The 13027-nt window shown below is 64.9% G+C and carries 16 protein-coding genes; 12 read left to right on the top strand and 4 right to left on the bottom strand.

Annotated elements, in window-relative coordinates; all coding sequences use genetic code 11:
* Position 1: 1 nt before the first annotated feature.
* The 4 genes from nuoK to AC5JJ2_RS04950 all read right to left on the bottom strand — a co-directional run bounded on the left by nuoK (position 2) and on the right by AC5JJ2_RS04950 (position 3024).
* Positions 2-313 (bottom strand): NADH-quinone oxidoreductase subunit NuoK, encoded by a 312-nt coding sequence (gene nuoK, locus AC5JJ2_RS04965; RefSeq protein ID WP_495856856.1) that lies wholly within the window; start codon positions 311-313, stop codon positions 2-4.
* Positions 313-819, bottom strand: coding sequence for an NADH-quinone oxidoreductase subunit J family protein (locus AC5JJ2_RS04960; RefSeq protein WP_495856855.1), 507 nt, complete (start codon positions 817-819; stop codon positions 313-315). The genes nuoK and AC5JJ2_RS04960 overlap by 1 nt, the downstream gene beginning before the upstream one ends.
* Positions 816-1952, bottom strand: coding sequence for an NADH-quinone oxidoreductase subunit NuoH (gene nuoH / locus AC5JJ2_RS04955; RefSeq protein WP_495856854.1), 1137 nt, complete (start codon positions 1950-1952; stop codon positions 816-818). The genes AC5JJ2_RS04960 and nuoH (AC5JJ2_RS04955) overlap by 4 nt, the downstream gene beginning before the upstream one ends.
* Before the next feature lie 181 nt (positions 1953-2133).
* Positions 2134-3024: a sugar phosphate isomerase/epimerase family protein gene (locus AC5JJ2_RS04950; RefSeq protein WP_495856853.1), complete on the bottom strand. Its 891-nt coding sequence runs from the start codon at positions 3022-3024 to the stop codon at positions 2134-2136.
* A 189-nt stretch (positions 3025-3213) separates the two neighbouring features.
* Here AC5JJ2_RS04950 and AC5JJ2_RS04945 point away from each other — a divergent pair, with 189 nt between their 5' ends.
* The 12 genes from AC5JJ2_RS04945 to AC5JJ2_RS04890 form a co-directional block, all read left to right on the top strand.
* Complete coding sequence (locus tag AC5JJ2_RS04945) at positions 3214-3669, top strand: NADH-quinone oxidoreductase subunit A (protein ID WP_495856852.1); 456 nt, start codon at positions 3214-3216, stop codon at positions 3667-3669.
* Positions 3666-4265 carry an NADH-quinone oxidoreductase subunit B gene (locus tag AC5JJ2_RS04940; RefSeq protein WP_495856937.1) on the top strand — a complete coding sequence of 200 codons (600 nt, stop codon included), beginning with the start codon at positions 3666-3668 and terminating at the stop codon, positions 4263-4265. The genes AC5JJ2_RS04945 and AC5JJ2_RS04940 overlap by 4 nt, the downstream gene beginning before the upstream one ends.
* 132 nt (positions 4266-4397) lie before the next feature.
* Positions 4398-4895 (top strand): NADH-quinone oxidoreductase subunit C, encoded by a 498-nt coding sequence (locus AC5JJ2_RS04935; RefSeq protein WP_495856851.1) that lies wholly within the window; start codon positions 4398-4400, stop codon positions 4893-4895.
* A 9-nt stretch (positions 4896-4904) separates the two neighbouring features.
* Complete coding sequence (locus AC5JJ2_RS04930) at positions 4905-6131, top strand: NADH-quinone oxidoreductase subunit D (protein WP_495856850.1); 1227 nt, start codon at positions 4905-4907, stop codon at positions 6129-6131.
* A gap of 87 nt (positions 6132-6218) precedes the next feature.
* Positions 6219-6518 carry a virulence factor gene (locus tag AC5JJ2_RS04925; protein WP_495856849.1) on the top strand — a complete coding sequence of 100 codons (300 nt, stop codon included), beginning with the start codon at positions 6219-6221 and terminating at the stop codon, positions 6516-6518.
* A 7-nt stretch (positions 6519-6525) separates the two neighbouring features.
* Positions 6526-7005, top strand: coding sequence for an NADH-quinone oxidoreductase subunit NuoE family protein (locus AC5JJ2_RS04920; protein ID WP_495856848.1), 480 nt, complete (start codon positions 6526-6528; stop codon positions 7003-7005).
* 5 nt (positions 7006-7010) lie between these two features.
* A complete protein-coding gene (gene nuoF / locus AC5JJ2_RS04915) occupies positions 7011-8378 on the top strand; it encodes an NADH-quinone oxidoreductase subunit NuoF (protein WP_495856847.1) in 1368 nt (455 codons plus the stop codon).
* Positions 8379-8395: 17 nt separating this feature from the next.
* Positions 8396-8881, top strand: a complete 486-nt coding sequence (locus tag AC5JJ2_RS04910; protein ID WP_495856846.1) for a hypothetical protein — start codon at positions 8396-8398, stop codon at positions 8879-8881.
* A 111-nt stretch (positions 8882-8992) separates the two neighbouring features.
* A complete protein-coding gene (locus AC5JJ2_RS04905; protein WP_495856845.1) occupies positions 8993-10696 on the top strand; it encodes an NADH-quinone oxidoreductase subunit G in 1704 nt (567 codons plus the stop codon).
* Positions 10697-10843: 147 nt separating this feature from the next.
* Positions 10844-12076 carry an NADH-quinone oxidoreductase subunit NuoH gene (gene nuoH / locus AC5JJ2_RS04900; RefSeq protein ID WP_495856844.1) on the top strand — a complete coding sequence of 411 codons (1233 nt, stop codon included), beginning with the start codon at positions 10844-10846 and terminating at the stop codon, positions 12074-12076.
* Positions 12076-12549 (top strand): SMI1/KNR4 family protein, encoded by a 474-nt coding sequence (locus tag AC5JJ2_RS04895; RefSeq protein WP_495856843.1) that lies wholly within the window; start codon positions 12076-12078, stop codon positions 12547-12549. Before nuoH (AC5JJ2_RS04900) ends, AC5JJ2_RS04895 begins: the two co-directional genes overlap by 1 nt.
* A gap of 12 nt (positions 12550-12561) precedes the next feature.
* Positions 12562-13027: NuoI/complex I 23 kDa subunit family protein (locus tag AC5JJ2_RS04890; RefSeq protein WP_495856842.1), on the top strand; the 466-nt coding region annotated here is incomplete at its 3' end.

Genomic DNA, 13027 nt, shown 5'->3' with positions numbered 1-13027 from the left:
GTCACCCCTTCAGCTCGGTCGCGTCGTCCACGTCCACGCTGCCGCGGTTGTTGTAGAAGTTCAGAATGATGGCCAGCGCCACGGCCGCCTCCGCGGCCGCCAGGACGATCACCATCACGGCAAAGATTTGGCCGTCCGCGCGGAACGCCGGCGTGTACCGGGCGAACGCCACGAAGTTGATGTTCGCGGCGTTCAGCACCAGTTCGACACCCATGAGGACGCCGATGGCGTTTCGCTTCGTGGCGATGCACAGGACGCCGCAGGCGAATAGGAACGCGGACAGGGCGAGGAAGTGGGAGAGGCCGAGGTCCATCAGGGCGGACTCGCTTTCTTCTTCGCTCGGGCGAGATAGGCCGCGCCGATCAGCACGACGAGCAGGTGGACGGACACGATCTCGAACGGCAGCAGGTGCGTCGTCAGGAACGACAGCCCGAGCGGACCGGGGCCGGGAATGTCGTGGGTAGTCGTCCGGCCTTCGCCGAGTTCGAGCGACACCTTCACGAGAACGGCGAAAATCAGTCCGGCCACGCCGAGGCCGAGAACCCACTCGGCGACCTTCGTTTTCAGAACGTGGAACGGCCCGCCGGACGTGAGCATCCCGCCGAAGACGAGCAGCACGAGCGTGCCGCCGACGTAGACGATCAACTGCGTCGCGCCGAGGAACTCGGCCCCGAGGAGGAAGTACAGGAACGCCACGCCGATGAGTGTGAACAGCAGGAACACGGCCGACCGGACGATCGACGCGGACGCGACGACGCCGACCGCGGAGGTCGCGATCACGGCCGCGAGGATCGTGAAGAGAATCGCGTCGAGGGTCATGACTTCGCGAACGCCCCCGACGCCTGTGGGGTCGGCTTTATCCGGGCCGCGGCGATCAGAACGCCGAGCGTGCCAACGACGGAGCCGACGGCAAGAACCAACTTCGTTCCTTCCGCGACCGATTTCGGCACGAACAGTTGCCAGACGCAGACGCCGACGAGCAGGCCGCAACTGATCGGCAGGAAATACTTCAGGCACGTCAGCATGACCTGGTCAATCCGCAGCCGCGGCAGGCTCCACCGCACCCACATCATCACCACGACCAGGACGGACCCCTTCAGGATGAACACGCCGAGGTCGAGCAGGTTGCCGACGACGCTGCCGAACTGGTTGGCCGGCTCGAACGGCAGGACGCCGGGGTGCCAGCCGCCGAGGAACAGGAGCGTCGCCAGCCCGCTGACGGCGAACATGCTCGCGTACTCGGCGAGGAAGAAGTACGACCACCGCATCCCGCTGTACTCGGTCAGGAACCCGGCGACGAGTTCGCTCTCGGCTTCCGCCAGGTCGAACGGGGCGCGCTTGCAGCTCGCCGTCGCGACGATGAAGAAGAGGAAGAAGGCTACGAATGTGAACGGGTCGTGGAAGACGTACCAGTTCCAGAAGAAACCTTCCTGCTGCCGCGCGATCGCGTTCAGGTTTAACGTCCCGCCGATGCAGATCGGGACCAGCACGCAGATGGACCGCGGGATTTCGTAGCTGACGACCTGCGCCGCCTCACGGACGCCGCCGAACAGCGACCACTTGTTCGCCGACGAGTACCCGGCGAGCATCACGCCGAAGACCTCGCTGCTCAGCACGGCGAGTAGGAAGAACGCGCCGACGTTCAGCGACTGGGTGACGACGCCCTCCGCGAACGGTAGGGCGATGAACCCGGCGAACGACGCGCAAAACGCGACGAACGGGGCGATCCGGAACAGCAGCTTGTCCGACCCGGCGGGGACGAAGTCTTCCTTCGTGACGAGCTTGATGCCGTCGGCGAGGGATTGCAGCAGGCCGAACTTGCCGACGCGGGTGGGGCCGAGCCGGTCCTGGATGCGGCCGGAGACTTTACGTTCGCCCCAGATGAACAGGAACGCGGCGAGGCCGACGAACGCGAACACCAGCCCGGCCGCGACCAAGGCTGCGAGTATCAACGCGAGCGAGTCAGGAACGAACTGTGAAAGGGCTTCAACCATCGGAAGTCATAGTAGTAGGCACACTCCGTGTGCCGTCTGTTCGTCGTAGCCGCGAGTTCATGAAGGTTTCCGCGGCACTCAGCAGACGGCACACGGAGTGTGCCTACTACTATGGCCGCCGCGGGTCTGGGCAACACGATTACTTTTTCCACGTCCTCGGCGACGGCTTCGCCCCCGGCGGTTTGCCAGCGAGCTGCGGCACGAGCCAGTCGAGGCCGTCGAGGTTGTCGAGCAATCGCTGTTCAACGTCGTCGTCCGTGTGGCCGATGATCCCGACGCGGCCGTTGTACCCGCTCTCGGCGATTGCTTTCAGTAGCTTCAAGTCCTCGTCCCCCTGGCCGAGCGGCAGAATCTTCTTCCCCACTTGGTCCCCGCCCTTCACCATGCCGTTCAGGTTCAGCGCGTACAGGTGCGGCTTCATCGCCTTTAACAGCGTGGGAAAGCGGTCGAGGTGGTCGTGGCCGTGGTGCAGGTTGTAGACGACGCCGACGTTCTTCAGCTTCAGCTCGTCGATGATCGCGATTTGATTCTCCGGCTCGCCGAACCAGCCACCATGGTTGTAGAGACCGACGGTGCAGCCGATCTTGTCCGCCGCTTCCGCGATGGGTCGGATCGCGTCGGCGTGCAGCTTGACGCGCTTCGACTGTTCCTCCGGTGTTGTCGTGACGGAGCCGCCGTTCATCGTCACCCAGAGTTGTGCCCGAATCTTGTGCTTCGCCAGGGCGTACAGGAAGAACTTCGCGTTCTTGTCGAGCGACGCCGGGAACCACACCGCGTCGAGCGTGATGCCCTCCCGCTTGATCGCGGCGAGTTCCTGCTCGAACGTCGGCAGGTGCTGGTCCCGCCAGTCGTAGGCGTAGTGGCGGAAGCCAAGCTTCGCCATCATCGCGGCCCGCTCGTCCGGCCCGCGCTTCTTGCCGTCGAACGGGACGACGCACCACGCGACGAGGTTCTCGCGGGCGAACAGCTTCGGCGGCTCGGCCGCAACCGGGGACACGATCACGAGCAGGGTGAGGACGGCGAGCCGCATGGCAACCTCCGAGAAGCGGGTGCGGAATTGCTATGACCGTTCGCGCCGACGGGAAACCCCCGTGCGGCCGCTGGGTCATTTCTGAACTTCCTTGACAGTCCCCGGTTCGCACCTACCATAGCGGTGTCGAACGATGCTTGTGAATTTTTTCACAAAGTCGCGCCCCTCGTCGAAGGGAGTGACGAACCAATGGCCGTAGCCTCTCCCGTGCTCACGCCCGCCGGCCTCGAACCGGCGTTCGACCTGTCCGCGTACTACCCGCTGCTCATCTACGTCGGCGTGATCGTCGGCCTCGCGATGACGATGCTCGCGGCCACACACGTTGGCTACTTGCTGCCGTTCCTCAAGCCGCAACGCCCGACGGCGGTGAAGCAGATGCCCTACGAGTCCGGCATGGACCCGATCGGGTCCGCCCGGATGCAGTTCGATATTAAGTTCTACCTGATCGCGATCCTGTTCCTCGTGTTCGACGTGGAACTCCTGTTCCTGTACCCGTGGGCGGTGATCGCGTTCTCCGGCGGCGGCGACCCGTACTGGAAGTCGGTGTTCGGCCTGATCGTGTTCGTCGAAATCCTCGTGTTCCTCGCGACGTTGGCCATCGCCTACGTGTACGCCTGGAAGAAGGGGGTGTTCCAGTGGCGATGAAGCTCGACGAGAACGTCTTCGTCAGCAACCTGGACGCATTGGCGTCGTGGGTCCGCAAGCACAGCCTCTGGCCGATGCCGTTCGCGACCGCGTGCTGCGGGATCGAGCTGATGGCGACGGCCAGTTCGCGATACGACATCGCCCGGTTCGGCAGCGAGGCGATGCGGTTCAGCCCCCGGCAGTGCGACGTGATGATCGTCGCCGGCCGGGTGGTGATGAAGATGGTCCCGGTGATGCAACGCATCTGGCTGCAAATGCCGGAGCCGAAGTGGTGCATCAGCATGGGGGCGTGTGCCAGCAGCGGCGGCGTGTTCGACACCTACGCGGTCGTGCAGGGGATCGACCGGTTCATCCCGGTGGACGTGTACGTGCCGGGCTGCCCGCCGCGGCCGGAGCAACTGATCCGGGCCGTGCTCGACCTGCAAGAGAAGATTCAGGCGACCGGCACGGTCAACGCCCGTGAGTTCTTCCGCCGCACGGCCTACGAGGGACCGGCCCCGCTGGTGAACGACCTGCCGCCGGAGCAACTGGTGACGACACCCGGCGACTACCGCACCGGGACGCGGGTGCGACATCTGCCACTGGTGGGACAATAAGAAGTTTCACCGCAGAGGACGCAAAGACCGCGGAGGGGAATTCAGAGAGAAATAACCGAGATTTGTTTTGAATTTTTTCTTTGTTTTTTCTCTGCGTACTCAGCGTTCTCTGCGGTGAATAAGGGTTTCGTTATGCCCGCGAACTACCTCGTACCGTTGCAGCAGAAGTTCGGCGACGCCGTCCGCGGCGAAGAGTTCCGCGACAACCTCCGCGTCGTCGTCGGGCCGGAGAAGGTTTACGACGTGTTGCGGACGCTCAAGGAGCAGTTCGGGTTCGACATGCTCTGCGACCTCGCGGGGATCGACTACCTCGGCTACCCGGATGCGACCGACCGGTTCGGCGTGGTGTACGCCCTCACGAACGTCAGCACCGGCGAGCGGCTGTTCGTGAAGACGCACGTGAACGACCCGGACCCGGAGCTGCCGACGGTGACGAACCTGTGGCGCGGGGCCGACTGGATGGAGCGGGAGGTGTTCGACATGTTCGGCATCTCGTTCCCCGGCCACCCGGACCTGCGGCGCATCCTGCTGCCGAGCGAGTTCACGAGCTACCCGCTGCGGAAGGACTACCCGCTGCGGGGCTACGGCGAGCGGCACAACTTCGAGAAGGTCACGCGGGCCGAGGGGTGAGATTGAACCATGCCACTTGAATCGCTCGATCTCGCGACGGAAGCTGGCGCGGACCAGGAGTTCCTTTACACCCTGAACTTCGGCCCGCAGCACCCGGCCACGCACACGACGCTGCGGCTCATCCTCACGCTCGACGGCGAGACGATCGTGAAGGCCGTGCCGGACATCGGGTTCCTGCACAGCGGGTTCGAGAAGCTCGGCGAGGACCTCGACTTCAACCAGTACGTGACCATCGTTGACCGGATGAACTACATCTCGCCGGTCGCCAACGAGGTCGCGTGGCACCACACGGTCGAGAAGCTGCTCGGCATCGAGATCACGCCGCGGTGCAAGTACGTCCGCACCATCCTCGCGGAGTTGGCCCGCATTTCGGACCACCTGCTGTGCGTCGGGGCGGCGGCCCTCGACCTCGGCGGGCTGACCGCGTTCCTGTACGCGTTCAACGAGCGGGAGAAGATTTACAACATCATCGAGCAGGCCAGCGGCCAGCGGTTCCACCCGAGCTACACCCGCGTCGGCGGGCTGATGGCCGACGTGACGGACGACTGGGTGCAGCTCATCCGCGTCTTCCTCAAGAGCTTCCCCGGCGTCCACGCGGACGTGTGCCGGCTGCTGAACCGCAACAAGATTTTCCTCGACCGGACCCGCGGCATCGGCGTGCTGACGAAGGACGAGGCGATCAACATGAGCGTCACCGGCCCGGTCGCGCGGGCGTCCGGCGTCGTGCGGGACCTGCGGAAGGACGAGCCGTACCTGGCCTACGGCGAACTGAACGGCGCGTTCAAGATCGCCTGCTCGAAGGGCGGCGACTGCCTGGCGCGCTATCTCGTTCGCATGGAAGAGATGTTGCAGTCCTACAACATCATCCAGGCGGCGGTCGAGAACTTGCCGAGCGGCCCGGTGAACATCGCGGCGGACGACAAGCTCGGCATCCCGGACAAGGCGTCCACGTACCGCAGCATCGAGGGGCTGATCCAGCACTTCGAGCTGTTCATGTGGAACCGTCGGTTCGAGACGCCGGTGAACGAGGTGTACGGCGCGAACGAGACGGCCAACGGCGAACTCGGCTTCTACCTCGTGACGAACGGCGGCGGGACGGCGTGGCGGGCGCGGACGCGGCCGCCGTCGTTCATCCACTTCGCGACCTTCCCGCACCTGATGGAAGGCCACCAGATCAGCGACGTGCCGGCCGTGCTGGGGAGCTTGAACATCATCGCGGCGGAGCTGGATCGATAGCGAGGTACGACGATGGCAACCGGAATCCTCGAACAACCTGCGTCCGCACCACTCCGCCAAGGTCTTCCTGACGAGACGGGAGGCCGCATGTATGCCATCGCGTTCGACATGGACATCGAGTCGCTCCGGCAGCACTACGGCGACCCGTACAACGGGGCCCACCTTGAAATCCGCCGAGTGCTCGAACGCTACGGATTCCGCTGGCAGCAGGGCAGCACGTACTTCGGCGGCGAGGCCGTCAACGCGGTGACGGGCGTGATGGCGGCGATGGAACTGGGCCGCGCGTTCCCGTGGTTCTCGGTGAGCGTCCGAGACATCCGCATGTTGCGGATCGAGGAGTTCAACGACCTCATGCCGGCCGTGCAGCAGGCCGCGGGGAGCGAGTGAGGCAACGATGGGCGTGCTGAGCGAAGACATCAAGAACCGCATCAAAGCGTACATCCCCCGCTACCCGCGGAAGCAGGCGGTCACGCTCCCGGCGTTGCACCTCGTCCACGACGAGTACCGGACGGTGTCGAACGAGGCGATCGTCGAGATCGCGGAGTTGCTGGACCTCCACCCGGCGGAAGTCCACGACACGATGACCTTCTACGAATTCTTCAAGACCGGCGACGACAAGCTCGGCAAGACGCGACTGTGGGTCTGCCGCGGGCTTGCGTGCATGCTCCGCGGGGCCTACGAGTTGATCGAACACTGCGAGCACAAGCTCGGCGTGGCGTGCGGCCACACCACGAGTGACGGCAAGATTACGTTGGAGTTCGCGGAGTGCATCGGGGCGTGCGACGGCGCGCCGGCGTGCCTCAAGGACGACGAGCACGTCATGAACGTGACGCCCGAGGCGGCGGACAGGCTGATCGCGGAACTCAAGAACTGAATCGCATGGCAACCTTTGAACCCACACTCCTGGCCCGCGTGGAGAAGCCGAACAGCGGCAAGCTCGAGGGCTACCTCGCCGACGGCGGGTACGCCACGTTCGAGCGCGTCCTCAAGGACAAGAAGCCGCTCGACGTGGTCACGCAGGTCAAGGACTCCGGCCTCCGCGGCCGCGGCGGGGCGGGGTTCCCCACCGGCCTCAAGTGGACGTTCCTGCCGAAGGACCACCCCGGCCCGATTTACCTGTGCATCAACGCCGACGAGTCGGAACCCTGTACTTACAACAACCGCATCCTGATGGAGAAGGACCCCCATCAGGTACTCGAGGGCATCATGCTCTCGTGCTACGCGATCAAATCGGCAGTCGCCTACTTCTACATCCGGTACGAGTACGGCACGGCCTACCGCTCGTTGCAAGCCGCTATCGACGAGCTGTACGACGCGAAGCTGCTCGGCAAGAACATCAACGGGTCCGGGTTCGACCTCGACATTTACTTGCACCGCGGGGCCGGGGCGTACATCTGCGGCGAGGAGACGGGCCTCATCGAGTCGCTCGAAGGCAAGCGGGCGTGGCCGCGGATCAAGCCGCCGTTCCCGGCGATCGAAGGGGCGTTCCGCAAGCCGACGATCGTGAACAACGTCGAGACGATGGCCTGCGTCACGCACATCATGAAGAAGGGGAACGACTGGTTCAAGTCGCTCGGCGTGCCGCCCGACCCGAAGAACCCGCGGGACGCCGGCAGCTACGGGCCGAAGCTGTACACCATCGCCGGGCACGTCAACGAGCCGAAGTGCGTCGAGCTGCCGATGGGCGTGACCTGCCGGGAACTGGTCGAGAAACACGGCGGCGGCGTGTGGAAGGGGCGGAAGGCGAAGTCCGTCAACCCCGGCGGCCTGAGCATGGGGTTCATCGACTGCGACGCCCCGCTCAAGGGCGAGGACGGTAAGACCGAGTACGACATCCCGCTCGACTTCAACGGCCCCGGCAAGGTCGGCTGCCTCGGCCTCGGCACGGCGGCCATTGCCGTGGTGGACGACCAGACGAGCATGGTGGACGTGCTGCACAACGTCTGCCAGTTCTTCAGCCACGAGAGCTGCGGGCAATGCACCCCGTGCCGCGAGGGGACGGGCTGGATGCTGAAGATAACCGACCGCCTCCGCCGCGGGTTGGGGCGGCGGGAAGACCTGGACGTGCTGGTGGACGTGGCCGACCGCATCGGCATCATCCCCGGCACGACGATCTGTGGCCTCAGCGACGGCGCGGGCTGGCCCGTGAAGACGGCCATCCGCAAGTTCCGCGCGGAGTTCGAGGCGGCGATCAAGGACGGCACGAGGAGCAAGTACGCGAAGCTCCAGATGGCGGGGGCGCATTAACCACGGGAGGGGCGGCCATGCGGTTCTTCACGCTCATGCTGATCGGCGCGACGCTCGCCGCGGGCGGGTGCAAGAAGAAGAATTCGGCCGCGCCGGCCCCGAAGCCGAACGAGCAGGCCCCCGCCCCGCAGCCGGTGCAGGTGGACGATCGAAACACGGCCCCGGTTCCCGGCAGCAGCACGCTCGGCGGTGTTCGGCAAGCAGGGCGGCGGACGGTGGCGCTCAACGACATGAGCCAACTCGGCACGCTGATCTTCGCGATGGAGCTGGAAAACAACCGGATGCCGTCGGCCAGCGACATCAAGAACAGCCTGAAGCGGGACGCCCCGAACATCTTGAAGCAGATCGACGAGGGCGTCATCATCCTGACGGACACGAAGAACAAGGGCGGGCTGTGGGCCTACGAGATCGACGCGGATAAGGCCGGCGGGATCGTGTTAGTCGCCGGGACCGCCAGCCGCGCGTCGGCCGACCAAGTTAAGCAGTACCTCGCGAACAAATAGTAGTAGGCACACTCCGTGTGCCGTCTGCTCGGGGCCGCAGCGACTCGGACGAACTCTCTGGGAGCATGAAGGAGACGGCACACGGAGTGTGCCTACTACTTTGGAAGACCCATGCCAACGGTTTACGTGAACGACGAGCCGGTCGAGATCGGCACCCAGAAGCTGAACTGCGTCCAGGCGGCCGAGCTGGCGGGCGTCCACGTCCCGCACTACTGCTACCACCCCGGCCTGTCGGTCGTCGCGTCCTGCCGCATGTGCCTCGTCGAGATGGGCGACCTCAAGGACGGCAAGGTCACGATGATCCCGAAGGTCTTCCCCGGCTGCCAGACGCCGGTGAAGGACGGGACGGTCATCGTTACCGGCGACTACGAGAAGCGCGACCCGAAGCTCGCGAAGCTCGGCTACGACCCGGCGTACCAGCCGGGCGACCGGGCGAAGAAGTCGCAGGCCGACACGCTCGAGGGGCTGCTCCTCAACCACCCGCTCGACTGCCCGGTGTGCGACAAGGCCGGGGAGTGCAAGCTGCAGGACTACTCGTACCAGTTCGGGCGGAGCGAGTCGCGGCTGGTGGACGAGAAGAACACGCCGCCGAACAAGCCGCACCTGAGCAGCAAGATCACGCTGTTCACGGACCGGTGCATCCTCTGCACCCGGTGCGTGCGGTTCACCCGCGAGGTGTCCGGCACGGGCGAACTGCAAGTCGTCGGCCGCGGCCACCACGAGGAGATCGACGTCTTCCCCGGCCGGCCGCTCGAAAACAAGCTGTCCGGCAACGTCGTGGACCTTTGCCCGGTCGGGGCGCTCGGGTCGAAGGACTTCCTGTACACACAGCGGGTCTGGTACCTGAAGACGACGGACAACGTCTGCCCCGGTTGCAGCACCGGGTGCAGCGTCCACACCGACACGAACAAGGACATCGTCTACCGCCTCCGTGCCCGCACGAACCTCGACGCGCAAGGCTACTGGATGTGCGACGAGGGCCGGTGGGGCTACCACTACGTCCGCTCGCCGGACCGCGTCACCCGGCCGCTGGCGAAGGCCGGCGGAACGTGGCAGCCCGCGAACTGGACGCAACTGCTGCCGAAGCTCAAGTACGCCCTCGACGAGGCGGTGCTGATGAGTCCGAAGCGGGTCGTCGTCGTCCTCTCACCGTTCCTGACGGTCGAGGAAGCGTACGCCCTCGGCAACGCCTTCAAGAAGATGTCCGAACTCGTCCGCCTCGTCCTCGGCCCGGTCCCGGTCGTCGGCGAGGACGACCGCTACCCGAAGGACGTGAAGGGCAACCCGGTCGAGCCGACGAAGTTCACGATCCGGGCCGAGAAGTGCCCGAACCGCAAGGGCGTCGAGGCGGTGCTGACGAAGCTGCAAGGCGAGGTCATCCCGTTCGCGGACGTGCTGCCGGAATTCGGCTCGCTGTCCGCGGTCTGGTTCGCCGGCGGCTACCCGAACCCGGAGTTCGTGAACGCGGCCGTGCAAACGCCACACGCCCCGCCGTCGCTGCTGGTGGTGCAGGACTTCTTCCCGACGAAACTGTCGGATGCGGCGACGTACTTCCTGCCCGCGACCGCCGCCTTCGAGAAGGACGGCACGTTCGTCAACCACGCGGGGCTGGCCCAGTCGTTCCCGCGGGCCGCGAAGCCGCCGGTCGAGACGCGGGCGGAGTTGCAACTGGCCTTCGACATCGGCAGCCGCAAGGGGCTGGCGACGGCCGCGACCGTCCGCAAGGACGTGGCGAAGGCGATGCCCGCGTTCGCCTCTCTCGCGGACGTGAAGCTGCCGACCGTCGGGAAGCGATTGGAACTGGCCACGGTTTAAAGATTTTCACCGCAGAGGTCGCGGAGAACGCAGAGAGGAAAACAGAGAGAAGATTGGTTTGAAGACAAAATAACTCTGTCTGGATTTTCTCTGTATTCTTCTCTGCGTTCTCCGCGACCTCTGCGGTGAAAAAAGGTTTTCAACGATATGCCGACGTTCAACTGGCTGTACACGGGACTCATCATCGGCGGCGTGGTCGCGGTCGTGCTGGGGACCGTCGCGTACCTGATCCTCGCGGAGCGGAAGGTCGCCGCGTGGGTGCAGGACCGGCTCGGCCCGAACCGCGTCGGCCCTTGGGGGCTGCTGCAGCCCATCGTGGACGGCGGGAAGATGTTCCTCAAGGAGGACGTCATCCCGGCCCACGTGGACAAGGTGTTCTTCCTGCTCGCCCCGATGGTCGCGTTCGGCACCGCCATGCTCGCCATCGCCGTCGTCCCGGTCGGCGGGACCGTCGCCCCGCCCGCGGCCGTCGCCACGGCGGACGGCAACGCCCTGCAGCGGTACGAGGCCGCGCAGCAGCCCTACGCCGAGTCGTTCTCGTTCGTGATCGCGCCGGGCCTCGACATCGGCATCCTGTACACGTTCGCGGTCGGGTCGCTGGCCGTGTACGGCGTCATCCTGGCCGGGTGGAGCGCGAACAACAAGTACGCCCTCCTCGGCTCGCTGCGGTCGTCGGCCCAGATCATCAGCTACGAGATCCCGCTCGGCATGAGCATCCTCGGCGTCGTGCTGCTAGCCGGGTCGCTGAACCCCGAAACGATCATCGCCCAGCAGATCGCAGGCGGCGTCTGGTACGTGGCGTACATGCCGCTCGCGTTCCTGCTGTTCATGACCAGCGTGTTCGCCGAGTGCAACCGCCTGCCGTTCGACCTGCCGGAATCGGAACAGGAACTCGTCGGCGGCTACCACACGGAGTACTCGTCGCTGAAGCTCGGGATGCTGCTCCTCGCCGAGTACGCCCACATGATTACGACGAGCTTCCTGATGAGCGTCCTGTTCTTCGGCGGCTGGCACTTCCCCGGCCTGACGGCCGCGGACGACCTCACGACCGCCGGCGTGCTGCTGAAGCTCGTCGTCCTCGCGGCGAAGATGTTCGCGTTCATCGCGCTGTTCCTGCTCGTGCGGTGGACGATCCCGCGGTTCCGGTTCGACCAACTGATGTCGCTGGCGTGGAAGGTGATGATCCCGCTCGCGCTGTTGAACCTCGTGTGCGTGCTGTTGATCTTGCAGTTCGAGTTGCCGAAGTGGTCGATGACGGTCGCGTCCGCGGTGCTGTTCCTCGGCGCGGGGATGTGGGGCGTCATCACCGGCGGGAACGTGACCGCCCCGAAGCGGAAGGTCGCAAAACTTCCGCCAGGCTTGCCGGCGGGCGTGGTGTGATGGATGAAATCGTACCGCTGCTAGATCGCATGAAGGAATTGGAGCAGGAAACCTACGTCTACGGACCTGCATCGGAGGATTCAGTCCGGGAATTAGAGGCGGTCTTCGGCCGAGCGATGCCGCCAACTTACAGGACGTTCCTCAAGACCTTCGGAGCTTTCAGCATCATCGAAGGCACATACGCTGGGATCATGCAGGGGATTGTCGATGGTGGGCGAGAATGTGCTTGGACCGTTACAAAGTTAGGGCGTGAACACTGTAAGTTGCCAGACCAGTATTTGGTCGTGGAACCGGATCAAGACGGATACGTGTGTTTAGATTTCAGCCGCACCAGACCGGACGGTGAGCATCCCGTGGTGTACCACATGCCATTTCGGGAAACGCCGTTCAACGAATTAGCCGGCAGCTACGGTGAGTGGTTGAAGGAAACACTCAAAGCCTACGTCGATGCATGGTCGAACGGGGTGGACTAACGAGGTGTTGGGATGCCGATCACCGAGAAAGACGTGGCCTGGGTGCAGGAGCCGAAGCTCGGCCTGCTCGGGCAACTCTACCTGCCCGCCATCGCGGACGGCCTCCGCACGACCGTCGGCCACATGTTCAAGAAGAAGGTCACGGAACAGTACCCGGAACAGGAGCCGACGCTGCCCGGCAACTACCGCGGCGTCCACCGGCTCAACCGCGACCACGAGGGCCGCACGAAATGCGTCGCGTGCTACATGTGCGCGACCGCCTGCCCGGCCCACTGCATCGACATCGTCGCCGCCCCCGCCCCGGCCGGGTGGACGGACCGCGAGAAGTACCCGGAGACGTTCGTGATCGACGAACTCCGGTGCATCTACTGCGGCATGTGCGAGGAAGCCTGCCCGGTGGACGCCATCGAGCTGACGACGCTCTACGACCTGACCGGCCTGAGCCGCGAGCAGATGATCTTCGACAAGGAAAAGCTGC

This window comes from Limnoglobus sp. (genome assembly GCF_059499385.1).
This window is presented reverse-complemented; position numbering and strand designations above follow the sequence as displayed.

Coding starts and splice junctions, on each gene's coding strand:
- nuoK (WP_495856856.1), bottom strand. CDS start 313: ATGGACCTCGGCCTCTCCCACTTCCTCGCCCTGTCCGCGTTCCTATTC.
- AC5JJ2_RS04960 (WP_495856855.1), bottom strand. CDS start 819: ATGACCCTCGACGCGATTCTCTTCACGATCCTCGCGGCCGTGATCGCG.
- AC5JJ2_RS04950 (WP_495856853.1), bottom strand. CDS start 3,024: ATGCGGCTCGCCGTCCTCACCCTGCTCGTGATCGTGTCCCCGGTTGCG.
- AC5JJ2_RS04945 (WP_495856852.1), top strand. CDS start 3,214: ATGGCCGTAGCCTCTCCCGTGCTCACGCCCGCCGGCCTCGAACCGGCG.
- AC5JJ2_RS04940 (WP_495856937.1), top strand. CDS start 3,666: ATGAAGCTCGACGAGAACGTCTTCGTCAGCAACCTGGACGCATTGGCG.
- AC5JJ2_RS04935 (WP_495856851.1), top strand. CDS start 4,398: ATGCCCGCGAACTACCTCGTACCGTTGCAGCAGAAGTTCGGCGACGCC.
- AC5JJ2_RS04930 (WP_495856850.1), top strand. CDS start 4,905: ATGCCACTTGAATCGCTCGATCTCGCGACGGAAGCTGGCGCGGACCAG.
- AC5JJ2_RS04925 (WP_495856849.1), top strand. CDS start 6,219: ATGTATGCCATCGCGTTCGACATGGACATCGAGTCGCTCCGGCAGCAC.
- AC5JJ2_RS04920 (WP_495856848.1), top strand. CDS start 6,526: ATGGGCGTGCTGAGCGAAGACATCAAGAACCGCATCAAAGCGTACATC.
- nuoF (WP_495856847.1), top strand. CDS start 7,011: ATGGCAACCTTTGAACCCACACTCCTGGCCCGCGTGGAGAAGCCGAAC.
- AC5JJ2_RS04910 (WP_495856846.1), top strand. CDS start 8,396: ATGCGGTTCTTCACGCTCATGCTGATCGGCGCGACGCTCGCCGCGGGC.
- AC5JJ2_RS04905 (WP_495856845.1), top strand. CDS start 8,993: ATGCCAACGGTTTACGTGAACGACGAGCCGGTCGAGATCGGCACCCAG.
- nuoH (WP_495856844.1), top strand. CDS start 10,844: ATGCCGACGTTCAACTGGCTGTACACGGGACTCATCATCGGCGGCGTG.
- AC5JJ2_RS04895 (WP_495856843.1), top strand. CDS start 12,076: ATGGATGAAATCGTACCGCTGCTAGATCGCATGAAGGAATTGGAGCAG.